Source organism: Opitutales bacterium (assembly GCA_013215165.1).
Taxonomy (GTDB): Bacteria; Verrucomicrobiota; Verrucomicrobiia; order Opitutales; family JABSRG01; genus JABSRG01.
On the sequence record JABSRG010000038.1, the window covers coordinates 14132 to 36662 of the forward strand.

General features: G+C 50.6%; 28 protein-coding genes. 1 reads left to right on the top strand and 27 read right to left on the bottom strand.

The genetic code is table 11. The features are described 5' to 3' along the window. Positions 1-13: 13 nt before the first annotated feature. The 17 genes from HRU10_09325 to HRU10_09405 all read right to left on the bottom strand — a co-directional run bounded on the left by HRU10_09325 (position 14) and on the right by HRU10_09405 (position 14725). Complete coding sequence (locus HRU10_09325; protein NRA27436.1) at positions 14-403, bottom strand: hypothetical protein; 390 nt, start codon at positions 401-403, stop codon at positions 14-16. A 2-nt stretch (positions 404-405) separates the two neighbouring features. Continuing rightward, entirely contained in the window at positions 406-3057 is a 2652-nt protein-coding gene (locus HRU10_09330) for an SGNH/GDSL hydrolase family protein (protein ID NRA27437.1), read from the bottom strand. Positions 3058-3156: 99 nt separating this feature from the next. Beyond that, a complete protein-coding gene (locus HRU10_09335; protein NRA27438.1) occupies positions 3157-5229 on the bottom strand; it encodes a hypothetical protein in 2073 nt (690 codons plus the stop codon). Further along, the gene (locus HRU10_09340; protein NRA27439.1) at positions 5216-5404 is read right to left on the bottom strand and encodes a hypothetical protein; all 189 of its coding nucleotides are present in this window, start codon (positions 5402-5404) and stop codon (positions 5216-5218) included. Before HRU10_09340 ends, HRU10_09335 begins: the two co-directional genes overlap by 14 nt. 98 nt (positions 5405-5502) lie before the next feature. Further along, on the bottom strand, positions 5503-5847 hold the full coding sequence (locus HRU10_09345; GenBank protein NRA27440.1) for a hypothetical protein: 345 nt from the start codon (positions 5845-5847) through the stop codon (positions 5503-5505). Continuing rightward, positions 5847-6245: a hypothetical protein gene (locus tag HRU10_09350; GenBank protein ID NRA27441.1), complete on the bottom strand. Its 399-nt coding sequence runs from the start codon at positions 6243-6245 to the stop codon at positions 5847-5849. The genes HRU10_09345 and HRU10_09350 overlap by 1 nt, the downstream gene beginning before the upstream one ends. A 12-nt stretch (positions 6246-6257) precedes the next feature. Beyond that, a complete protein-coding gene (locus tag HRU10_09355; GenBank protein ID NRA27442.1) occupies positions 6258-6677 on the bottom strand; it encodes a DUF3168 domain-containing protein in 420 nt (139 codons plus the stop codon). Further along, positions 6674-7231, bottom strand: coding sequence for an HK97 gp10 family phage protein (locus tag HRU10_09360; GenBank protein NRA27443.1), 558 nt, complete (start codon positions 7229-7231; stop codon positions 6674-6676). The genes HRU10_09355 and HRU10_09360 overlap by 4 nt, the downstream gene beginning before the upstream one ends. Continuing rightward, on the bottom strand, positions 7231-7557 hold the full coding sequence (locus HRU10_09365; GenBank protein NRA27444.1) for a phage head closure protein: 327 nt from the start codon (positions 7555-7557) through the stop codon (positions 7231-7233). The genes HRU10_09360 and HRU10_09365 overlap by 1 nt, the downstream gene beginning before the upstream one ends. A 17-nt stretch (positions 7558-7574) precedes the next feature. Then, a complete protein-coding gene (locus HRU10_09370) occupies positions 7575-8156 on the bottom strand; it encodes a phage head-tail connector protein (GenBank protein NRA27445.1) in 582 nt (193 codons plus the stop codon). An 83-nt stretch (positions 8157-8239) separates the two neighbouring features. Next, positions 8240-8431, bottom strand: coding sequence for a hypothetical protein (locus tag HRU10_09375; GenBank protein NRA27446.1), 192 nt, complete (start codon positions 8429-8431; stop codon positions 8240-8242). Further along, positions 8431-9666, bottom strand: coding sequence for a phage major capsid protein (locus tag HRU10_09380; GenBank protein ID NRA27447.1), 1236 nt, complete (start codon positions 9664-9666; stop codon positions 8431-8433). The genes HRU10_09375 and HRU10_09380 overlap by 1 nt, the downstream gene beginning before the upstream one ends. Then, positions 9663-10385, bottom strand: a complete 723-nt coding sequence (locus tag HRU10_09385) for a Clp protease ClpP (protein NRA27448.1) — start codon at positions 10383-10385, stop codon at positions 9663-9665. The genes HRU10_09380 and HRU10_09385 overlap by 4 nt, the downstream gene beginning before the upstream one ends. Then, positions 10382-11608 (bottom strand): phage portal protein, encoded by a 1227-nt coding sequence (locus HRU10_09390; GenBank protein NRA27449.1) that lies wholly within the window; start codon positions 11606-11608, stop codon positions 10382-10384. Before HRU10_09390 ends, HRU10_09385 begins: the two co-directional genes overlap by 4 nt. Before the next feature lie 537 nt (positions 11609-12145). Further along, positions 12146-13861, bottom strand: coding sequence for a terminase large subunit (locus tag HRU10_09395; protein ID NRA27450.1), 1716 nt, complete (start codon positions 13859-13861; stop codon positions 12146-12148). Beyond that, a complete protein-coding gene (locus tag HRU10_09400) occupies positions 13836-14237 on the bottom strand; it encodes a phage terminase small subunit P27 family (GenBank protein NRA27451.1) in 402 nt (133 codons plus the stop codon). The genes HRU10_09395 and HRU10_09400 overlap by 26 nt, the downstream gene beginning before the upstream one ends. Continuing rightward, positions 14234-14725, bottom strand: a complete 492-nt coding sequence (locus HRU10_09405) for an HNH endonuclease (GenBank protein NRA27452.1) — start codon at positions 14723-14725, stop codon at positions 14234-14236. Before HRU10_09405 ends, HRU10_09400 begins: the two co-directional genes overlap by 4 nt. A 583-nt stretch (positions 14726-15308) precedes the next feature. Between HRU10_09405 and HRU10_09410 the strand changes: the two genes are divergently transcribed. Next, the gene (locus HRU10_09410) at positions 15309-16571 is read left to right on the top strand and encodes a phage integrase SAM-like domain-containing protein (GenBank protein NRA27453.1); all 1263 of its coding nucleotides are present in this window, start codon (positions 15309-15311) and stop codon (positions 16569-16571) included. A gap of 172 nt (positions 16572-16743) precedes the next feature. Here HRU10_09410 and HRU10_09415 read toward each other — a convergent pair whose 3' ends face one another. From HRU10_09415 to HRU10_09460, 10 genes are all read right to left on the bottom strand, one after another. Next, a complete protein-coding gene (locus HRU10_09415; protein ID NRA27454.1) occupies positions 16744-17058 on the bottom strand; it encodes a hypothetical protein in 315 nt (104 codons plus the stop codon). Between the two features lie 384 nt (positions 17059-17442). Continuing rightward, positions 17443-17712, bottom strand: coding sequence for a hypothetical protein (locus tag HRU10_09420; protein NRA27455.1), 270 nt, complete (start codon positions 17710-17712; stop codon positions 17443-17445). Then, positions 17705-18175, bottom strand: coding sequence for a hypothetical protein (locus HRU10_09425; GenBank protein ID NRA27456.1), 471 nt, complete (start codon positions 18173-18175; stop codon positions 17705-17707). The genes HRU10_09420 and HRU10_09425 overlap by 8 nt, the downstream gene beginning before the upstream one ends. Before the next feature lie 55 nt (positions 18176-18230). Next, the gene (locus HRU10_09430; protein NRA27457.1) at positions 18231-19154 is read right to left on the bottom strand and encodes a hypothetical protein; all 924 of its coding nucleotides are present in this window, start codon (positions 19152-19154) and stop codon (positions 18231-18233) included. Between the two features lie 3 nt (positions 19155-19157). Next, positions 19158-19538, bottom strand: a complete 381-nt coding sequence (locus HRU10_09435; protein ID NRA27458.1) for a hypothetical protein — start codon at positions 19536-19538, stop codon at positions 19158-19160. Between the two features lie 92 nt (positions 19539-19630). Beyond that, positions 19631-20650: a DNA cytosine methyltransferase gene (locus HRU10_09440; GenBank protein ID NRA27459.1), complete on the bottom strand. Its 1020-nt coding sequence runs from the start codon at positions 20648-20650 to the stop codon at positions 19631-19633. Further along, complete coding sequence (locus HRU10_09445) at positions 20643-20987, bottom strand: hypothetical protein (protein ID NRA27460.1); 345 nt, start codon at positions 20985-20987, stop codon at positions 20643-20645. Before HRU10_09445 ends, HRU10_09440 begins: the two co-directional genes overlap by 8 nt. Then, positions 20984-21340, bottom strand: coding sequence for a VRR-NUC domain-containing protein (locus tag HRU10_09450; GenBank protein ID NRA27461.1), 357 nt, complete (start codon positions 21338-21340; stop codon positions 20984-20986). The genes HRU10_09445 and HRU10_09450 overlap by 4 nt, the downstream gene beginning before the upstream one ends. A 163-nt stretch (positions 21341-21503) precedes the next feature. After that, positions 21504-21722, bottom strand: a complete 219-nt coding sequence (locus HRU10_09455; GenBank protein NRA27462.1) for a hypothetical protein — start codon at positions 21720-21722, stop codon at positions 21504-21506. Between the two features lie 334 nt (positions 21723-22056). Further along, entirely contained in the window at positions 22057-22518 is a 462-nt protein-coding gene (locus tag HRU10_09460) for a hypothetical protein (protein NRA27463.1), read from the bottom strand. Between the last annotated feature and the right edge of the window lie 13 nt (positions 22519-22531).

Consider the following 22531-nt stretch of genomic DNA (forward strand, 5'->3'; position numbering starts at 1 on the left):
CCCATTGTTTTATTCACTGCTTTAACCCTCCATTTGTGTTGAAAAATTTATCCTTCATAAAACGAAGGCCGTAGGTCGAAATGACGATTCCGACGTATGCTACTTTGAACCAAAGAGGTGCCTTATCCAGAGCTTCGAACCCTGCCGATACATGGACTGCCATTGAAGGAAAGAAACATAGTATGAGCGGTATAGAGTGAAGCAGTAAGATGTATTCATCTTTCCATGTGAACTGCATCTGCTTAACGCTTTCAGTGTCCGCGTCATAGAGACGTTTTTCGCGCTTTAGCTTAAGTTCGTGCTGTTTCATTTTCAGCTCCATAGTTTGTTGCTGATAAAGAGCCTTGCGCTCCTGGTGCCGCTCAAGGAAGCCCTTGGCGATTGATGCAATGAGTGTCCACATAGTTATAGTCCTAATTCGCTGATACACCACATAACGAAAGCCGCCACCACTTCGGCATACTGCTCTCGCCCGAAATCATCTGGGTGGAGAGAATCGCTTACGATTTGTGTTATTACTCCTGTCTGTGAATTAGTTGCCCCATTGGAAGCCGGGAAGGCGACATCGGTAGCTTGATGAGCCCAAACAGGGACAACATGCACGTCCGTTTGAACATCATCAAAAAGTTCCAATTTCTTTTTGATGATGGGTACGATCTCTTGATTGTATTGGGTTAGGGTCATGCTCATCCCCAACGCTTCCGACACAACCCCGATTTTAGCATTCGGCGCCGCCGACTTTATACGATTAATAATAAAAGCAAGTCCCCCACTGATACGCCCAAGCACGTCACCTTGCGCCAACTGCTCTGAATCGTTTACACCCAATGCAACTGTGATTACTTCCGGTGTGGTGAAGCCTTGCTGTGATAAGTAATAAGCATAATCAAAAATATAGTAATCCCCAAGGTTGGGGTTTGTTTGATAGTTTGTCTCTTCGTCCACCCCTGTATTGGTGAAACACCACTGCGGGTTGACAGCCTTATCCCTCGAATCCGCAAGCTTTAAAAATGGGTTTAAAAGGACCGAAGAGGGAGATGTTGAGCTAGGAACGATTGGGCTTGTTCCACGTAAATTATCTCCACCATAAAAATTAGAGATAGACCAACTTTCACGACCTTCACCAACGACACCACCATTCATGTTCAATGTTCCGATCATATTCACTGTGGCCCCAAGTGACTCTAATTTCGCTTTGGCCTTAGAAGCTGTTTCACGGTTTGTGATACTGTCCCCAATGGGGTTCCAATTGATTGTTGCTGATGTTGAAGCCGGAGCCTTACGAACGTTTACCGTCTTTTTATAAAGAACTGAATCTGTGTTCGTATCTTTGAGATACAGATCAAGAGTTGTCCCCAACTCAGAATCATTTAGTAGAAATTGCCGCCGTGTGAACTCACTCTTGGGTTTATTAGAAAGTAGTGTTCTGTATATAAATTCAGCGTTTCCGGGCATTGGCCGGACTGGATAAAGGTTTTCTACATAAATGGGTAACTCTCTGCCATTAAGTATGTAAATATTATCTGGAAATAGTATGTTTGGATCACTTAGCGCAACGGTTTCAGCAGCCTCTTCAGCAGTGTTTAGGCGGGTGTCTAGTTCACTAAGTCCAAAAGTTCTGCCATTTTCTTGGATGACATATGGCAACGAAGTGTTGAAAAGACCTTCCCAACTTGCGCCAATTTTTACTAAATACCTGCTATATGGCTCAGATGGGGTGTTACTCCCCTGATATTTAACTATGGGGAATTGCTTGGGGCTCTCTTGGGTCTTATTCCAATCATAATAGTAGTCTTCAGAGAAGTTTTGACCGATTACTATTCGGAAGTATTTAGTACCGGAAATAGTTACTACTTCGCTGTTGCCGTCATAATCTGAATTGTTAGGATTTACCCCATAAAATCCTGCTTGACCTCTTAACTTTAAAATAAAATTCGGGATGTAAAGATATCCGTCATCTTTACTAAATATCAAAGGTTTATCTGGCAGTATTATTCCTCGGCGATTTAGTTCCAACAACTCGGCGTCGTTGGACACTATTCCTAGAGCCAAGGATTCGATGGTATCTGAAGAAGAATCTACCGTGTCGAATGATAAATGCGAACTAAATTCATTCCCGAGAGTCGACCCAAGAAAAACAACATCATCGGAAAACGCTGGTGTTGCCGCATTTCCAGAATTGTAAACTATGGGAAACTGTTTTGGCGACTCGTTGTATTTAGAAACGTCAAGGAAAATAAAGTGTTGAAAGTTTACACCCAATGGCGCACGGAAATATTTAACACCACCAATGGTGACCACCTCACCGTTACTATTGTAGTCCGAATTCGCTGGGTTGATTATGGTTACAGGTCCCGTTCCTTGCCGCTGAAACCACAACTCAGGAAAGTAGATGTAGCCGTCATCTTTGTTGAGAATAAGCTTTCTTCGAGATGCAACGACACCGCTTCTTTCTATCTCCAAAAGCCTTGCCGCATCGTTATCTTCTTGTAACACCCAAGTAGAAGATCCGTTCTCTTTATACCACACACCGTTATTATCGGGATCGCCGTCATTGTAGACGTATCCAAAAATTGTCTCACCAGTGCTGTTTGTGCCCCCTGCAAGGCCTGCAAATGTTGATGAGATCGCGTCGTAATTATTGGTCAGAGCTGCGCGAATTGGATCGAGCAGTCCATTTATCTCTGTAGTGCTGTAGTAGCTACGGCCCGCAATTGTTGGTGGGCTTGCGTTTAAGCCATCATACCCATCATTAATGATATTCACGCGCCCAACCTTAGCGGTCAGCTCCTCGCCGCCTGTTCCTACGGCAACAATTACCAGAAAGTACTTTCCGGGTGCGTGATTGGTATCCCCAGGTAGGAGTGACACGGTGCAATGCTGTGCTGTTTCAGCTTCCCAAGTGTCAGCTGTCAGAGCCGAGAATGAGGTGATATCCTTCGCGATTTCTGGAACAAATCCTTCGTCGAGGGTTGATTTTATCTCAAGGCGTAGACTCGCGATTTGAGTATGATCGACAACTAAATCCTCGTTGAAAATCCCTATCTGAATAGCCACAGAGTTCCCCCTGTAGAAGCTTATGCTTGAAGATATGCTCCCCGTTTCGGAGTCTGCTGTAATTCGAAATGTCTTTTTTAAGCCCATACAAATCGCCTTCTAAAATCCTCGGTAAGATGCGTCCTCGATCGCCGCGCGCGTTTTATCCGCGATCATAGGGGTTGCTTGTTCGATCTGCTCTTGAACGGTGTCCTTTACATCCACCGTGAAAGTGTTGTGCATGACTATCGTGATACCTTTTCCACCTCGATCAGGTCGCCCCTTGCGAAGGTCGTAGACATCTACTTGCTCATACGGATGCGCTGTGAATTGGACACCACCGCGACCATCTGATCCACCTGTGCGCGAAACTCCAGGAACCTTGAAGCTGCCTTCTTTTTCGAAAGATAGCTCCGTGCTTTGAATTGTTGATACGAGTCCAGCAGTTGCGCTGGTGACAGCTGCCATGGCGCCGAGGTTTTCAGGGAATTTTCCTGATGCGGCCTTAGCTATACCTTGTGTGATACTGATAATCGAATCGGCAATAGCGAAGGCCTTGTTGACCGCGAAAAGCGCCTGATAGATGCCTGATTGTTCTCCAGCGAAAGCCTTTGTGATATTCGCGAGATCTCCGAACATGCTGGCATTCGTTTGCAAGATCATTGACTGCTTCGCCTGCTGGAACTGCTGGAGCTTGGCAAGGTGTCTCTCGTTCGCCTGATCGATAAGCTTCTGTTTCTCGTCTTCAGTTAGCTGAGTCTGCTCTAATATGAAAGCCCGTTCGCGTTCATGTTGTGCGAGCATCTCAGCTTCCCGATTCATCATGCCAGCGAGCGGATTGTTCGTTGGGTCGAGAGGGACTGGCTGATCAAGTCCAAGAAAGCGCTGCGCTCCTGCAAAACTGTTGTTTACGACGAAACCTGAGCGAGAATCACGTATTGGTTTTTCTGATTCTTCGCGATGGCGTTTGGTTATGTCCAGAAGTTTGAGTTGAAGATCCGCCTGCTCTTTAAGTGCTTCATTTCGCTTGTCGTAGCTGACGCTTTCGTCGCCAGTGATTTGCATCAATTCAGCAATTCTAAATTCCAGTTCGGCAACCTGTTCCGCGGTGCTCAAACCATCGAAACGAAGTTCATTCTGCCTTTCCAGTAGCTGGTTTTGCGCCTCCCGTTGAGCCGCCTGAAATTCGGTTTCGGCCTGAATGTTGCGCTCAGTCTTCAGTCTTTCTTCGTTCAGTTTTTTCTGTTCGCGGAATGCAGCCTGGGCAGCTTCAATTTCCGCCTTGCGAACTTTCTCCATCTCAGCTTCAATCGCCTCTGCAAAACCACTGTAACCCATGCGTTCAGCCGCACGCCTTTTCATCGCCGCTGTCGGCGCTCTTCGACCTCCCCCCAACCCCATGTTCTCCAAAGCTTGCTTTCGAACTTCTCTCTCATCACGTGAGACCTGACGGATCAGCTGAATGTCATAGATTACGGAGCCGACCATGTTGGAGAATTTCCCCTGAATGGAAGCAGCGGTATCTTCCATTTCCTTTTTGAGGTCCGCCATCGCTTTAACGAACCGAGTATCGACCACATCGCCGGCAGCCTCCGCAGCTGCTTCTATCTCACGAAGTTCCTTGGCGTTGTCTTGGAAAAGCGGTATTAGCGCCGTGGAGTCGCTGGCGATCGCTTCCATATAAAAGGTCATATCGCGCTGGCTGAGATTAGCCTCCTGGAGGCTCTTCACATATAAGCCGAGAGCCTGATCGCTCGATAAGCCTTGGAATTGCTCCTTGGTGACGCCGACCAATGGTGCAACGTTCTCAAAGAAATCCTTCATCGGACCTGCGCCGGTCTGCATGAAGTCGCCAATCTTGTCGTTCGTGTCCTTCAGTATATCTGCGAGCTTCTCTTGCTCAATTCCGTAGGGCTTTGCCCCTCGAGCGAGAATCTGAAATTGCTTAGCCTGTGTGCCGCTCAAACGAGATAGATTCTCGAGCTCCTGAGCCGCGTTGATTGTGCGCCGAGTAAATTCGACCAAGGCAACGCCACCCGCCGCAAGAGCTGCGGTTGTAGCTGCGCCGATAGCTTTACCGGCAGCCTCCATGCGGAGCTCTGTCGACTTCATATTCTTGTCGACGTCCTTCTTGAGGCCCGAACCATCGGCTCGGAGAGAAAGCCACAAATTCGCTATGTTACTGCGACTCATTGAGCGATTTCTCCTTTCGAGCTTTGTCGGCGGCTGCCCATGCTAGGAAGATATTTTGAATCCGTTTCGCTGACGGCTTTTCCTTTTTCACCTGAGGCGCTTGCCCCCGTGTTAGGAAATCCGATACCTCGAAGAACCCGCCGCCCTTTTTCTTGGCTCCCTGAGCTGCAAACATGCGCACCGAAAGAACCGCCAACTCGTTGTCGCGCTGGTCTAGCTCTTCTTTTCGCTGTGTGCAGTATTCTTTCCATAGGGCTTTGGTTTCCTCCGGGCTTAGTTTCCAGTATTGCTCAGGGCTGATTCCGCAACGGATGACGATTCTTGCGAAGTCTTTGAGGACTCCGCTTTGGACTCCCCCGGCTCTGAGAATCCTAGAAGGTTATTAAGTGCTTGGTTTGCGCCGGCTTTTTCTTCTTCAGAGCCTGACTCGTAAACCTCTGCTATATCCTCAGGCGTGTTGCGCACATTGGGCTGAGTCTGAAGCGCCCACAACCAGTTCACCATGAGAGTGTATGGATTGTCGGAATGCTTCAGAGAGTTTATCCGGTAAGTTGTGCGGTTGGTCCGAGACAAAGTCAGAGCCCGGCCCCCGAGAGTAACTGTGATCGTCTTACTCATTAGGACAAGGTAATGGCTCCTGTGATACGGACGGTAGCGGTGCGCATCTTCTTACCATTGACCGGCAGAGCCCACGGTAGGGTGACGACGTAGCCTGTGAAAGTAAGAGTTTGGCCGTTCGCAATCGCAACGGACTGATTGAGTGGAGTCCCTGCGGCGTGTGCTGCCTCAATGGCTCCATGGGCCGAATCATCTTCGTCCCAGTCAATTTCTGCTGAAAATCCGCGCCCCTTCGCGATGTCTGCAAGACGAAACTCCTCGTCGGTTGAATCGTGATGCGTTTCGTCGATTTCCTCGCGCTCGCCGGTGTTGATTTCTGAGATGTCCGCGTCCTTTACCGCGGTCAACGAGCTGGAGACTTCAACGCTCCAGGTGGTTCCATGTGATGACTCTGACATGATCGTGTCTCCTTATGCTGATAATGTATAATTGAAGGTTAGATCTACCATGCGGCGGTAGGTTTGGCCGGTGTTGGCAAAGTCTTCACTCACGTCGTTCAGAGCGACCGAGTGCAGGTTACTAGAATTGTCTCCGATTGAGGTACCCACAGCGGCCTCAAGAACGCTCTCGATAGCATCGCTCAGTGTAGTCACTTCGTCTGGGTTACCCGCCACGCAATCGAATTGATATGCTTCGGTATTCCAATCAGAGCGGCCTGAGTGATGATAATCAGGATTACTGCTGATTTGCGTAACTACGATATACGGCGTATCGGTGCCCGGGGGCGCAATCATTGGAAACATGCGTGCGTTCACGCCCGTTCCGATGTGACTGGTAATCTCTGCACGAGATTTCAAATACGTGGTGAGGTCTTCGCGGAATGCCTTCATACTCGGACCTTTCCACTTACGATTCGTGCATTTGCTTTTTTGGCCTCGGACTCGATAAAACCACCTATGACTTCACCGTAGACTTTCGTCGCTTCGTTCTTGTTTTCATCATACGCAGGTCGAAGAAACGGCGCAGCGGGTGTGCCCGGGTGCTGAACGGTTCCTGCAAATTGATCATTGCCAACTGGTAAGGCCCCCGCGGGGTTACGCGGCTTTATCTCGTGCGGCTGGGTTCCATATTCAACGAGATGTGCATAGTTCGCTGGATCCACGGGCTTGCCATCCACAACACGCTTCCGACCACGACGAGGGCCGATGATTGAAATGATCGCTCCGGTCTTCTTTTCCATCCGGATGACATTTCCGAGAGACTTGCGAAGATCTCCATGACGACGGCGAACCTTTCGGCGAGCACCTTTGATGATGGGGCGCGATGCCTTGTTCAAAGCTCGACGATTTCCACGGCGTTCAACCTGTGCGATGATCTTGTCGATCTGGCGGTTGGCCTCTCGGAATCCTGTAAAGGACGCATTGACTGTAAATTGCGCGGCCATCAGGTGTCGTTCCTTACGCTTGCGAGGATTAAGAGTGCACGGGCGCGCTCTCTGTTCGGGACAGGAAGCACCGCTTCGACTTTGTGGACCATTCCACTGCAATTCACTCGATCGCTAGTGTTGAGATCTGAGATACGGTCTTGATAGCGAACAGTGAAGCGAACCGCTGCACGCGAGCTGACTGCCTGTGCATCTTCAAGTTCGCGCCCTGAGAGATACTCTTGGCAGGACCAAACAGTATCGAGAGCGACCCAGTTATCCTGAGCGCCTCCGAGACCAGAAGCCGCGACCGGCTGATTCCGCTCTAAAGCGATTCGTGTATCCATTCTGCCAACACTCTTCATTAGAATCCTGCTATTGAATGGTTGCGGTTTAGGATAGCCTTGACTGTCTCAGGAACTTCATGACGTGCCTCGCTGCCAGCGACAACTGGGTTCCGATTGTCGTAGTAGTGAGCAATCAACATTTTGATCGCTGTGATGATATTCGGAGAAATCTCCGCGACTGTCGCGTGTCCTGCCGAATAGGAAATTCGAATGGGGCCAATCTTGTTTTCACTGAGAGACGGGCGTTCTAGAAAACGAATCAACGCAGTGTCGCCATCGAGCTCTTCGAGGTAGTCGGTCCCTTCTGTGAGTGTCTGCTCTTGGTTGTCAGTATCGAAATACTGGATGCTTGTGATTTCTGTAACCGGTCCCGATGGGAGGTAGAAATCAGATGCTGGAAATTCTGAAAGAACGGCGCGTCGGGTCTGAGTGATGATGGAGCGATTGGTAACATCCTCAGCTCTACGTCTCGCGCTCTTGATGATTTCAGTGATCAGCGAATCGTCATCGGAGAAATCGACGCGCAAGTATGCCTTAGCCTCTGCCAATGTGACTGGCTCGGTGCTCGGTGCTGCTGTCGCTTTATCGCTGAGAATCATCTTTGAAAAGGTGACTCGCCTGCCAAGACCCTTGAGGCAGACGAGTCGGTTGCACTACAAACTAGACTGATACTGCGATGCCCTTAGGACTCCGCGTCATCCTCCTTGCCAGTTGGCTTCTTCGCCGCTGGCTTTTTAGCTTCTACCGGCTCGGCAAAACCGATGCGGCAGAGGTGCTTGGCGTCGACCACTGAAAGATCAGCGGTCTTACCAACTTTGAGGACTTCTTTCCCAACTACACATTGGGTTTTAATTTTGACTTTGATCTTATCCATTAAGAGGCGGCTCCATGTTGGAAGAACGTAATCGCGTCGGCACGCGTGAGCTTGCCGTCGAGACGCTTGATGAAGCGGAAACCAATTTGGCCATTCTCCGCGTAAAGTTCATTGAGGCGCTGCATTACCATGCTGAGACGGTCAACGATGCGGTAGTAAGAGATATCACCGAAGATGATAGACTTAGCGTTTACCGCGGGCGCAGGTGCAAAGTCGCTGTTTGCAATTGGGCGGCCATGGAGTGTGTTGGGCTTGTCTAGCGCAACAGATGGCTGCCAAATGTATTGACCATCTGAGTCCTTGATCTTGCGCAGCATCTTCTCGATGCCATCACCAAGAATCCACGATGCGTTAGAGCGGTAACCCTTTTTAAGTGAGTAGTAAGTTTCGATGGTGTCCTCAAAGGTCACAACAGGAGCCGCAGATGCTGCCCCTTGGTATCCTGTAACGCTTTGACCCGCGACTGCAGTCGTGTTGAAAAGACCTGTCGGCTTGCCAACACCGTCTCCTGTGAGGAATGCAGATTCCTCCATTTCGTTGAACTCGTCAGCAGCATCCGCGGATAAGGTGCCGGCGATGTCATAAGCACTGTCCTGAAGAAGCTCTTCAGACACCTTAATGATGCCTCCTCCCTTGTGTGCACCGATTACGACATTACCAAATACTGGCTGACCTTCTGGGGTTGGGGCCTCCTCATCATGCCAACCAAATGTTGCGCGTGCTGTTGATACTGGGATGTTGCGGTCGCTCGCGGTTGTGATGGTGCTGGCGAGTCCACGGACGACACTGACATCAGCCATGAGTCGCATGAGCTCGGCAGCCCACTCCTCAGGCACCAAATATCCACCCTCGGAATCAACACCAGTTTCAAGCGCATTAAGCATCTTGGGAGCGTGCTCGAGGCCATTGCGCCCTTTGCGCGCGTATCCGTTGAAGAATGCATTCTTGTATTCTTTCGAAGCAAGCGGGCGAGCACTCGGATCACCAATGCCGTCGATTAGGTGAAGGCCTCCTGCTTGGTCAGGAGTCTTATCCATAAACTCTTTTTTCGAGTCGGCCTCTTCGAGCCGTTTGATCCGATTCTGGAGCGAGGTGAAGTCTGCTTCAATCTGCTCGTATTTTGACTGCTCATCTGCGGTGAGGTCGCGGTTTTCTTCTTCCGCTTTGTCTAGGATTTTGCGCTGTGCGGTTACTTTCGCTGCGCTTTGTTGCTTTAGCTCAATGATTTTGCTCATGATAATTCAATTAGCTTTTGGTTGGTTTCTTGCCGTTTGCGCAGCAGGCGCAGCCGGGAAAAGTCTTTTGGTTCGTTGGGCTCTTCGGCATCGGGCGTTTGATTATTCTCAATACGCGCTTGGTATGCTTCGGGAACGTTGGTGAAATTGCTTACTGACTGGCAGGAGGCTGCGGCCTTGAGAGACTCGAACACTGTATCGACGAAACCATGCTCTTTTGCGCTCTCCGCATCGAACCAGGTTTCATCATCCATTAGCGCGATGATCTCCAATTCATCTTTGCCTGTGCGTATGGTGTATTGGTTGATGATCGACTTCTCGATTTGATCGAGCCGATCTGCTTGCTTGCGCATCTCTTCGGCGGTCATCGCGAAGTAGCCATTTAGAGAAGCGCGGTGAATCATGAAAAAGCCGCTTTCAGAGATCTCTATGGAGTCGCCTGCGAGGGCAATGAAGCTCGCGATCGATGCGGCAAGGCCGTCAATAAAGATATTGATCTTCGCTGGGTGCTTTACCAGCTCTTGCGACATAGCATAGCCATCGAAAATACTACCTCCGCCCGAGTTTATATGCACATCGATTTCAGGAGTATCGAGAGCCTTAAGCTCGCGAATAAAGTCCATTGCTGTAACACCGAAATCTCCGATGTAGTCATAAATCCAGATCTCGGGATTCGCGCCCTCGGCCTTGGGCTGGATTACATTATACCAAAATTTCATGCTGCGTCCTGCCTTTCGGTTGAAGGTTCTTGCGGATTCATTGCGCGCTCGGCAGGGACCAGGTCAGCCGTCACGTAATAGGTTTGCCCCTTCTGGTCTGGAAGGGGGTTTTGGTTCTCCATCGCAAGGATTGTATCTTGGTTGAGCCACCCGTTGCGGAAGCCAATTTGATAGGCTTCGTAACGTGATTTAATGTCCCCTCTGAGGAGCCCATCCACGGAAAATTCTACGTAAAATCCTGCATCACGCTCCCGCTTGGTGAGCAGCTGCATCTTAATCCGCTGCTCCCAGCGAACGAGATAGGGCCGAAGCGAGTCAACCACCCATTCAATGTTTTGATGCTCGATGTTTGAGAAAGTCGCGTTGTCGAGAATGCCGACTTTGTGCGGAGGAATGCCGAATAGCTGAACGATCGCTTTGTCTTGCTGCTGACGAGATTCAAGAAATTGACTGTCTTTGTTTTCTGAGCGCTCGCGGATGAATTCGATTCCTTCCTCGAGGATGAACGGAAAATACTTTTTCTCGCCAGTTGTTGCCTCGGTAATCTGTTTCTTGAGCTTTTTGATCGTTGGCTCCTTCAGGATGCCAGGCGCTTTCAAAAAACCGGACACTTTTGAATCGTTCGCAAAATAGCGCCCTGCATTGTCCTGAAGCGAAATAGCCAAGCCAATTACATCGTTGCAAGTGCTTGCGAGACTCAGTCCCTGAATCCCGTTGTGCGTAAGCCCTCGAAGATCGAAGACGTTCTCTCGAGGCATCTCTTTACCATCATAAATGTAAATGAGCTTGGAATCATCTTCTGGATCTTTGCGGATCTGCATCTTGTTGGGGAGCAGAGGCCACAGCTGAACCACGTTGCCCGCGTTGTTGCGAACGATAGAAGCGTAGCACTGCTGACGCAGGGAAAGATGAGCCTGCATGGCACCCAGAAAATCCGCTGATGTCATCTCCGGATTAGGAGAATCGTGCAGAACGGCATGCAGTGGGTGATTGGTCGCTTGTTTACGGCTGCCGCCGGATTGCTTCTGATAAACTTTGAGCGGCAGCGTTGAGACTGTTTTCGATAGCAGGTCGACGCAGGCAAAAACCGTAGATACGCCAAGAGCTTTATCAGGGTTAACGTGAACACCCGACACACTCGAAAGACCCTTCAAAACAGTATCGAGCAACTCTTTCTCTAGAGCTGCTTTCCGTCGTTTTTCGAAGAATCCGAATAATCCCACGGATAGGGTATTATTCAGCAGTCAAGATGTAAAACCACCCCAATTGTGTTTCCAGCTTTAGTGCTGTTTAGTTGTGTTTAGTTTTTCTCAATAAATATCCGCAGAAAGATATGTAAGTGATCCGGATGGGGCTGAATTAACCGCGTGACAAAAAAGAGCTGCAACCCACCTGTATCTGAAGTATTTAAACTCACAGGAAACCTCAACAGGCCCGAAGAATACACCCCTCATTCTGATTTCAAAAAATCGAATTCTTACGATGTAAATACCGCTTTTGAACATAACTTTAACTTTGCAATGAGTTTTCTGGTTACGACTTATCTTTCCAGTGATTCCAGAACTTTCTCATGGATGCACAAGGTAGTCGCTTTTTCTCGTCTCTCTCCATTTTAAAGCCATCGCGCTTCATCGCAGCGATTGTTTTTCGACTAGTCTTCGCGTAGAAGCACAATTCGGCTAGAGTCATCGGTTCGTTGATGTCGACCCTGTAGACTTTTCCTGCGACCGTGATTTCGGTGTAAACTTTTCTGATCTCCATCATAGCGTGATTAGATCCCTTCCTTCGTAAATCGAACCAGAGTCCTCATTGATTAAGCGAGCAAGTGCCATGATTGTCGATACAGGGCCGTCGATCTTCTCCGAACTCCTTTGCTTGTCCGGGATCATCGCACCATCGGGATAATATTTCGCAACCATGTTGCCAACCATCCACCGATAAGCAGGGTTTCCATCCGTGCGGATCCCACGAGTGTTGATCAATTTCTCATACATGGTCATCGGCTCAGTGTAGTTGCTCGGAGTCTGACGGAACTGGATCAGAGTTTCGCCTTCCTTCTCGAGTAGACTGGCCGGATGTGATGCGAATCGCGGGTCGAAAACGTATTCAATCACGGACACGCCTAGCTGGTTCAGTTCTCGGCTGATGTCCTGAATGATCCATTCGTAATCGATCGCATTGCCAGGAGTCGTTCTAATGAACCCACGGTCGACCCAGCGCCGAATGTTGTAGAGCAATTTCTTGTCACGCTTCGGATGCTTTTTCGTAGCGTCTTCGGGGATGTAGATGAATGGAATCACGGTCACCTCGTCGTAAACCTCGCCCTTGGGAAAGGTGAGCGACAGGCAGTTGAAGTCATCCCAAACCGCACAGTCGACGCCGAAGTATCCAGAGCACCCATACAATTTTTCTCGATCGATCTCTTTCGGGCATTCGTCGAAGTTCGAAATATTTAGCCACTGCCCAGCAGCCTGCGTGAATATGTTGAGCTGCTTGCGTTTGAAGTCGGCAACCTTATCGGGTCCACGCTGCTTCGCGTCGAGATATTCGGCCCGCATGGAATCAATGGTCTTCGAGACTCCGAGATTAGGGTTCGCTTTTTGCCAAGTCGCTTCGTTTTCCCAGTTGTCGTCTTCGTCGGCCATCGCGAGGAAAGCGAACAAATGGTCATTGCGGTTCCCTTCTGGATCGGTGAGCACTGCCTGAGATTGCTTAAGCAGAGCACCGCAGAATGAATCCTCGTCCTCACCCGCGGTAGTGATTCCCCATGTCAACGGTTGCGAGCGTGCGCCGATACCCGACTGCATGACATCCCATAGCGACGAGTCTTTGAACTCGTGGATCTCATCGAAGACCGCGAGATATGGGTTAAGACCATCGAGGCGCTTAGCGTCGGCAGGCAGCGGTTTCACGAGGCCGCGACACTTCGGAACCTCGATGCGGTCAAAGAAAATCTTCGAGCGCTTCTTGAAGGCCGGAACAGATTCGAGTGTGACGCGCACATTGTCGTAAGCCTTTTTCGCCTGGTCGCGTTTGGTTGCGCAGCAATAGATTTCGGGGCCGCCTTCACCCTCGGCAAATAGCGCATAGCAAATCGGAGCCGCAACCATCAGTGTCTTTCCGTTCTTTCGCGGAATGTAGATGAAAGCGATTCGGAAACGACGAAGATCGGTCTCTTTGTGCCTCCATCCGTAGACCGACCCGAAGATGAAAGCTTGCCAGGGCTCCAGCTTGAACAACTCACCGGCTGCAGGGCCCTGCCAGTGTTTGATGAGTGGACAGAAATTCAGAAATCGCTCAGCGGCTTCAACGTCAAAGGTGTATTCGAAGTCGACGGTCTTAGAAGCCTCAAGGTCGGCAAGGTGACGTTCGCACGCTTTGCGGATGTAGCGCCCGACAGATTCAGGCGGATCAGTGAGAGTCGCCTTTGCGTAGTTTGTTGTCCGGTCCTCAGACAAGCCCACGCTCCTTTTCAAATTCGGTCAGCTCGTCTTCGTCCTCGGCGTCCTTCTTCTCAAAAATCTTCGAGCGGTCCTTCGGAGAGAGACCAAGCTTCTCGGAAGCCGTGCCTAAGGACTTCATTGCAGAGATAAGAGCGTTATTGTCTGGGTTGGGATACCGAGTTCCCTTCTCAGGATTGTGAAGCGTCTCGCCTGCCTTTCTGACCTTCGGGCCGAGTCGCATGACCTTCTCATAGTTGATCGCATAGACCTCGAGCGTTGCTTGGTCGAGTGAGTCGAGTTCGCAGCGATCCGACAAAAGCTGAGCTACGCGATGGAACTCATTTTTGGCTTTGACTGTGAACCAACTCGGCGGAGTCAGCCCGTGAGTGAATGTGTTGGATGCTGTCATGGGTTACCCTTGTGAAATTCTGACACACTTTTTTTCGAGTTAGCCATACGGTCTAGAGCAGGAGGTATAAGAGATTCGACCCCGCCCCCCGTATCGGCGAAAAGATGATGTGTTGGCTTGCCCGATCGCTCCATCGCGTTGAGTCGACCATGACATTCGGTGCAGACTGACGCGAGATTGTCCCAGTCGAGTGCGAGGTCCGGACGTTCGACGATTGGTTCGATGTGGTGGACCTGTTGCGCAGGCTCATGCCGGTCATGATTGCCGAACGGATCGCAGCAAAGTGGATCCTCTTGGAGCTTGCGCGCCTGTAGTTTCTGCCATGCTCCCGAAGAGCGGATCTTCCGAGCATACTGCTGGCGCTCGGTGAGCTGAACCAAGCGTACCGATTTTCCGGGTGCAGTTCGTTTGTGCTGGGTGAATCTACCCACAACAACCCCCCGCAATCGGAATCCCAGTTCCAGCATGACACGCTGCCTGCGAATCATAGATCGGAAGATCGTCAGCGGTTCCGGTTGTTGCCTTTCGTGTCGATGTCATCGTGGTTAATTTGACAATAAAATTTTCAGAAAAACAGGTCGCGCAGACGAGGACCCAGCTTAGCAAAATCGGTCAAAAAAGATTCCTTGGCGGGGGGGGGCTATTGCTCATGCCTTCGCCTCCCGGATCGAGACCCGAGACTTCAGGCGCTTTTCATCATAACCCGGCTGATAACCTGGAGCGCGCTGACTATGGGTTTTGAATCGAGGCATGCAAATAAAGTGACACTATGTTGACACCATAACAAGCCAAAGATTGCACTATTTGTGGATATTACTGAGATAAAATCAATTATGTGCCGAGTCCCGTCTATCCCGCCACCTTTTAAAGAGAAGCAGCCCGAAAAGGCTGCTTCTCTGCTGTATAAGCGGCCTTAGAGAGGATTCAGACATCATTTAGATTGAGTCTTATTAAGTGCCATTTAGCGGTTTACACGTCTGTCAACTGACACCAGAGTGACACCAGAACATTAGGGGGTTACCCCCTAGCATGACAAAAACCTGACACTATTTGGCCCATTTGGCCAGAGCGATGATCGACCCAACCGAAATTCGCATCGCATCTATGCGCGGCGGCGACCTGCCCAGTTTTCGAGACTGGGACGGACGTTCGGCAAAAAAGCCGTACGGGTGGGACTGGTTGATGCCACAGCCGGACGGTAGATCGAAGCGAATGCGTAAGGGATTTGCGACCAAAAGAGAGAAGCAAGACTTCTTCAAAGCATTCCGGGATCAGTGGCGTTTAAATATGTCTGCTATGATCTCATTTGATCCCGATCTTTACAGGCAGGCTCTAGAAGCAAGGGATATTCTGGGTAAAGTCTCAATCATTGAAGCCGCCAATTATTACGCCACAGAGAGGCCCGATAGAAACTCAATGAGCTTCGGTGAGTTGTGTGAGGAATTTCTAGCGCGGACTGAGCGGAGAAAAAACAAAGGGTTGACGCACATGACTAAACACCTTGAGCGAGCGAAGATGTTCATCGAGCCGAGCATGCAGATTGCCCAGATACAGCGTTCGGATTGCCAGATGTTCATCGACTATTTGATGGAGTCTCCAAATTCGCGCACTGGTGAACCGGTTGGCTCGGTCACAATTCACAATCACGCTGCTACCCTCACAGGGTGCTTTAATTACGCTATTAAGTATCACGAAGCCTTGATCAAGAACCCTGCGTCCCACCTTGAGCTACCGCCGCGCAAAATGAAGCCCCCAATCACAATGGATGCTGCGGATGTTGAAAGGCTTTTTAGGGCAAACGAACATAAAGACCCCTCATTCTGTGGACTCATGGCCCTATGCTTTTTTGGAGGTATCCGAGTATCAATGCTATATCTTGACAAGGGCGAGGCCGCCACCGGGGCGATGGATGGATCAGAGATAAAGTTTGATACCAAGCGCCTGATTTTCAGAGCCGAGCAAATGAAGCAAGGCAAAGAGCACCTTGCTGAAGGACTCCCAGATAACCTTTGGGGGTGGTGCAAGCTGATTGATCCGAATGACTGGGGTATGACGCGGCGTCAGTTCTATGTGAGGCGTGAGCGTTTCGAGAAAAGAGCTAAAATCAAGATCCCGCATAATTCGCCGAGGAAGTCTTTTGGAACCTATTACAGTACGCTTGAGGGAGATAATCGCAGAGCTTCTCAGATCATGTCCGACTCAACCGACAGCATATTCTTGAAGCACTACAAGGCGGACAATCGGAGTCGCGACGAGGCGAAGCGTTTTTTTGGCATAATAAGGCATGTTGATTCCCACAACGACTACCCCCGTGTGTCATCAGGGGCGTCCTGAGGAATCCTTGCACGCTTCACCATCTCTTCAATTTGTGATGCCTCACTGCGGCCGTAAGCTTTTCGAAGCTTAGTGAACTTCTCGTAAGTCTTCGGCTCTAGCCTGACTGTTACGGCTTTTTTAGGCGTTGAGCGAGGCTTGCGCCCCGCTCCTTCGCGTTTCCCTCCTCGATTCATGACGCAAGCTTTGCTGCTCGGGAGTAAAGCTCGTCGCCTGGAAAGAGCTTAATTTCATCGCGTGCGAAATAATCAGTCATCATGTCGCTGTCATTCTGGACATTCATGGCCTCAGCAACACCTCGAGGGAACATGCCTTTTTTAGGTTCAATTTTGATCATGTCTGGATCGCACTGAGCAACCCAAGGTCCCTTTGAAATTCTGATCCCAGCGCGGACGCCGTTTACAGTTAGAAAGTTTTTTGAGAGATTGATTTTTGCTTCGTTACTCATGGTTCCAACAAAGTATATATCTTGATTTTTTGCAATCATTTTTTCAAATTAAATGGAATAAATTGAGAACCAAGCATATGTCACAACGCCCTTGGCGCGTGACTGCTTGGCGTTCACCACAGAGACATTTGCGCACTCTGACAGTTTCGGAGCCATAGGCGTTCGGTGCTTTGGTGAGGTTTTCAGAAGTGCCCTTAATAAATATCCGCGGAAAAATATGTAAGTGATTCCGATGGGGCTGAATTAATTGCGCAACAGTAGAGCGCGGCCAACCATCTGAATCTGAAATACCTAAACTCACAGGAAACCTCAGCAGGTCCAATAGACCCATCCCTCATTTCTATCGCAAAAAACCGAATTCTTACGATGTAAATCCCGCTTTTAGACATATGTTTGAACTTTTGCTAAGATTTCTGATTGGACTCAATCGCCTTGCAGGTAAGCTGGGCCACATTCAGGCGTTTGCTGAATCGAATAACCCATCTTTTTTAATCTTGAAACGATTCCTCTGCAAATTGTTTCGGCATCCTCTTGCATGAGCCACACGGCGAGTGTGTCACCTTCCGGGTAGGGTGCACGAACTTCGGGGTCATAGTGTTCCAGCGCAGAATTGAGCATCGCCGAATACAATACCGTCTCCGCCATCTTGATAGAGGCGTGATTTCCAGAACCAAAATCCTCTATTTCACTCATCCCAATCCGGCGCTTCAAAGCGCATTATTTTGTTACCCCAGCGGCTTAGCCTAGACGCGAACCGCGCGTCGTAGCGGCTGGCCAAATCGGGCCTATCAAGGTTGCTCGTTTGGATGGTCCACTTGTCGCGCCGTGCGTTAAGTACGTCGACAAGGACCGAGCCCATAAACCCGCTTGGATCGTGTTCATTACCGATGTCGTCCAAGGCGAGGAAAAAGGCATTGTGGAGGGTATCGACAAGCTGCCAATCACCGCGCTTGAGGCGTCCCGCAAGTTGCGATGCGTCCCAAAATAGAACAGGTCTCGTCTGCGTGATCAGAGTGCCACCCATGCCGATTGGGGCCTCATAGACACCATAATGTTTTCTAGCGTGTCGGTAAATAGCCTGAGCGATGGTTGTCTTGCCGCAACCGCTAGAGCCGCTGAGGGTAAAGCAAAAGCCCTGTCCCTCGTCCTGCGCCATCAAGTTGCAGTAGCGAAGGGCCGATTGCAGCATCAGCGCTCGGTGGGGATGACCCTCAGTGCTCCACTCGGGAACGAGCTCGTTCGCCGAAAGGGTCGCTTGGGTCGATATTGGGGTCGATGTCGGCTGATTTGAAGACGCGGCCCTCGTTGAGAGTTCCGGCATCTCGATTAGGTCTGCTATGGTTTCCATTTTGCTTTGGTTGTGAGTTGTTCGGCGGGAAAAGCCCCTGGTAGCCGCCGAGGATCGATTTGTTCAGGATCTCCACCGCCTCGGCTGCCGTGAAGTCGTTGAGCCATTCGAGCTGGTCGCCAAAGAAGTCGATCCAGTCTCGCGGCTTGGGTTTCGCCATTCGAGCATGGACCCACTTCGCCCAGCTTTCGGCAAATGGGGTCGACGATGCCAATTTGTCCGGCGGCTTGAGGTCTGCCAGCACCCCGTCAGCAGTCACTCGGGATCTGCCTTTTTTTGATTTAGTTTTTTTAACTGAAGATGAAGTAGAAGATGAAGAATAGGGCGTGACATCTTTGTGACTCGTCCGTGACTGCGGGGGTGACTGCGCTGTGACATCACCGTGACTCGGGCGTGACTCGCTTTCTCGAGTTCGACCCGAATCCGTTTCTTTTGGCTCTATCAGTGTCCTGGAGCGTGATTTTTGTTTTCTTATGCGTGCACCTTCGCGCTCGCTTTCTTCGCGTGACATCCTGCGGTTTATCAGCGTGACATTTCCGTGACCATCTGTCGCCACGTCTGCAATCCCCGTATCTCGAAACTCGTCGAGTATACCGTTTGCGACGCCCTCAGTACATCCCCAGATTCGCGCATATTGCGCTACGCTATAGTTTAGGAGTCCACGCTCTTCAGCGTTCCACATAAAACAAAGACAATCACTCCAGGCTCCCTTTGCCTCAAGGGAGAGCATACGCGTGTCACGAATGTAATCGTTCACGTAGAGCTGGAATGCAGGTGCTTTAGCCATCAATCAGCTAACGCCTCCTATCTCATAAAAGTGCATACCGATGGCCTCAGCTTCGGGATATACATGCTTAAAAAGTCGACCCTTAGAGGACTTGTTAAGCGATTCGCCCAGTCGGTTGACCTCGGCTTTCGAGACCTTTATGAATTGGACAAAGGCCCCAGAATTAGTTCGCAAGGCGACATAGTGCTTCTCCCTGCGGACAGGCTGTCGCGCCGCATTAGTGGTGCGTGATGGCATGATGCTGTAAGATTTCAGTTTTTCAGATTCCGCCGAAATGGCGGCGGGGCCACTGTCGCTCTTACAGAAGCGCCCCAAGCGTTCCCCGCCAAGCGGGTATTGTATTACTTGGTATCCCCCGCCATAAAGGTGGCGAGATGCAGACACAAAAAAACCAGCACGGAAAGGGCGCTGGGGTGCCCTGTAAGATTGATCAGACCCCCAGCTAAAGTTTCCCAACTCGAATGCGTCAATTAAAATCATCCTATAAACCTCCCAAGTAGGTGTGCAAATGCTGCCGCAGCCTGGATCGCCACAACGCTGTTTCCTGCCGCGCGAAGCTGATCGGCCCGGGCCTCGTCCACCACCATGGCATCACCATGAGCCACGCTGCGAAAGCCGGGCTCAATCGACGGCGCGAGATGGGGACATTGCTCGATGATGTCGCCCCATCTTTGGTCTTCGGGGCCGGGGGCGAAAAGCGATATATTGACTGTTTCGCCAGAGAGTTCTGATTCTCTTTGCCGGTTAGCTTGTCCGAAAGGGCAGCCTCCGGAGTGGGCCACTTCTTTGCCTGCCCCGAGAGCGTCAACCTCTCCGATCCCTTCTGCCCTCGATCGCGGCTGTAGTCGCTGCCCTGGGCACAAACTGCCGTTGGCGTTTTCCAGTGGTGCTCCGCCATGACTTCCAGCTTGCCGTTTATCTCCCGTTGCCCGGATGAGCCGTTCGCCATCACAGTCCGCGCGGTAGGCCACACAGAACCAACGTCGTCTTTTGTGAGACGCTCCAACATCGGACGCTCGAAGAGTAGTCCATTCCGGACTCCACCCGAACGCGGCCAAGGTCCGCTGAATTTCGTCAAAGGCGGTCCCAGCCCCGGCAGAAAAGATTCCGTCGACGTTTTCCAAAAATAGCCACCGTGCCCCAATGTCGCGAGCGACCTCGAGAATTTGCGGCAATAGGTATCGTTCGCCGTCTGTGCCGCGCTGCTTTCCTGCCACCGAGAAATCGGGGCACGGGAAACCGGCAACGACTGCATCCACGCGTCCACAAAAAGGCTCCCTAGGGAAATCTTCGAGGCTATCGATCCAAATAGGTGCTGGCTCCATACTCTGTTCTTCCATGCGTGCCAAGAGAGTGGCCGCTGCACTTGTTTCCCGCTCAGCGTAAGCCACGGTTTGAACGTCGATTGCGTGGTATTGGCAAGCGAGCTCCAGTCCGATGTCGAGCATCCCGACCCCGCTGCACATTGAGAGCGAATTGATGCTGGAATTACCCACATTTGCCCTCACTGATTGGCTTAAGGGTCCATTTTTCGCCATCGCGTGACACGAAATAGACTCGCTCCTCAACAGGTTCGCCTAGCACGTAAACCCAATCCTCGTCGATGTCGTCTTCGCCATATTTGTTGATCGCATCAGCTCTAGACATCACGCTGAAGATCTCTACGGTGATATTCTCTCCCAGAGGCGGTATGCAGGCGCAGTCTAAATCGTCTTCAATTTGACAGAAAAGGTAATCCTCCACGGCGTCATCTATAGTTTGACCCCATCCACCTTCCACCCTGTCGCGGATAAATTGCCAGCCCGCAAAATACTTTGGTATTTTATTACTCATTTCACCCCCTCCAAATAATCAAGATTCAGCTCAATCCACTGATCCAGGCTAGTCACCATCTCGACACGGTTTCCCTCAGCCCTTAAGTAGGTGTGCCAAGTCCTCTGATTGTAGGTAGGCTTATTACCAGGCAACTTCGTTTCGACGTAGAGGCTATGACACCCACCACGGGCTACGGGCAGATGTAGATCTGGGACGCCTGCCTTAGCTCCCTCGGCCTTGAGTTTTGAGGCGACGACTTTGTTTCGCTGACCCCCGTTGGGAATCGCGTACCACAGCGCGAGCTGAGGGATGGTCGTCGCCTGTAGATTCGCCCAGCGAATCATGGAGACCTGTAGCAGGTGCTCGCTCATAGCAAGACCCCCACTCCGCAAATAGCCATGCATGCAAAAATCATCATGAAGACCAGCGTTCCGCGACGTGTGTCTTTATCGAGTGCGCTTTTGTAGCCCATATAAGCGCTCCATATGAGTATGATCCAAAGGGTCACCGTAGTCTTTATGTATAGATCCGAGCTCATACCGTGGCCCCTTCCGCAAAGGCACGCACTGGATACACATCGATTACTTTGCCGTCAGTGTCTTTGAGCCGGGGCATGACCCCGCAAAACTCCCAGTACGCCACGGCACACGAACGGAGGTCTGCCAAGTAGGAATCACGTGAAGCCCCGATTCCTAGGGGTGAGCGGGGCCGCTGCTCGCTCCAGTCCCGATAGTTTTGCACGGTCACTATCATTGAGAAACCCTCTCCTCTGCAATTTGGGAAACCCTGCCAGTTGTCTCGCATATTTCGCACGCGGAACACCCCGAGCGAAATCCAAGCTGCAACTGATCCTCAATGCGCTCAATCGCCCGTCCGAGCCCCGCACTGAATAGGCAGTCTCGCAAATCATTGTCTGATGCGATGATCTCGTAGCCGCCGACGCAGTCTACCCTCAAAACCTGCCAGGCGGAAATTTGCCTGCGGACAAACAAGTCACGACGGGTGATCATCTTTAATATTACGGGAACTAGAGACTCTAGAAGCCCTTTGCGCAGACCTCGCTTAGTCATTTGATGGGACGCGACAATCATTCCGAACCCCCTTCCCGTGGAATGCGATTGGCGGTCACCACGACCTGCACGGGCATCTTGGTTTTCACCCAGATTTCTTGCTCTTTGAAAAACTTGGCACTTACAACCTCGCAGGCTTCCCCAATGGTCTCTAGTGGTAGTCTGCGACCTTTGGGCGTCTGATTGTAGTCGTAAGCCGCTTCTATGATCCGATCTGGTGCCGTGAGAGGGCTATCGCCTTGAGGGATCTGCACCACCCAGCCGACAAGATCGGTCGGCTCGAGCGTCCGGTTCGGGTCTGTTATGACGATGCAGAACTGTTTCTTAACAGCCGGTGGCTTATCTTCCTTTTCAGCCTCTTGCTGCTGAAGTTCTTGGTTTACGTCCTGGAGTATGTCGTTGATCTTACGCGGCCCCGGATCTTCGGACAGGTTCCGTTGAAGTATCAGCTTTAAAGTCTCTGTGTCTATCTTAGCCATGTCGCGTTTTTTT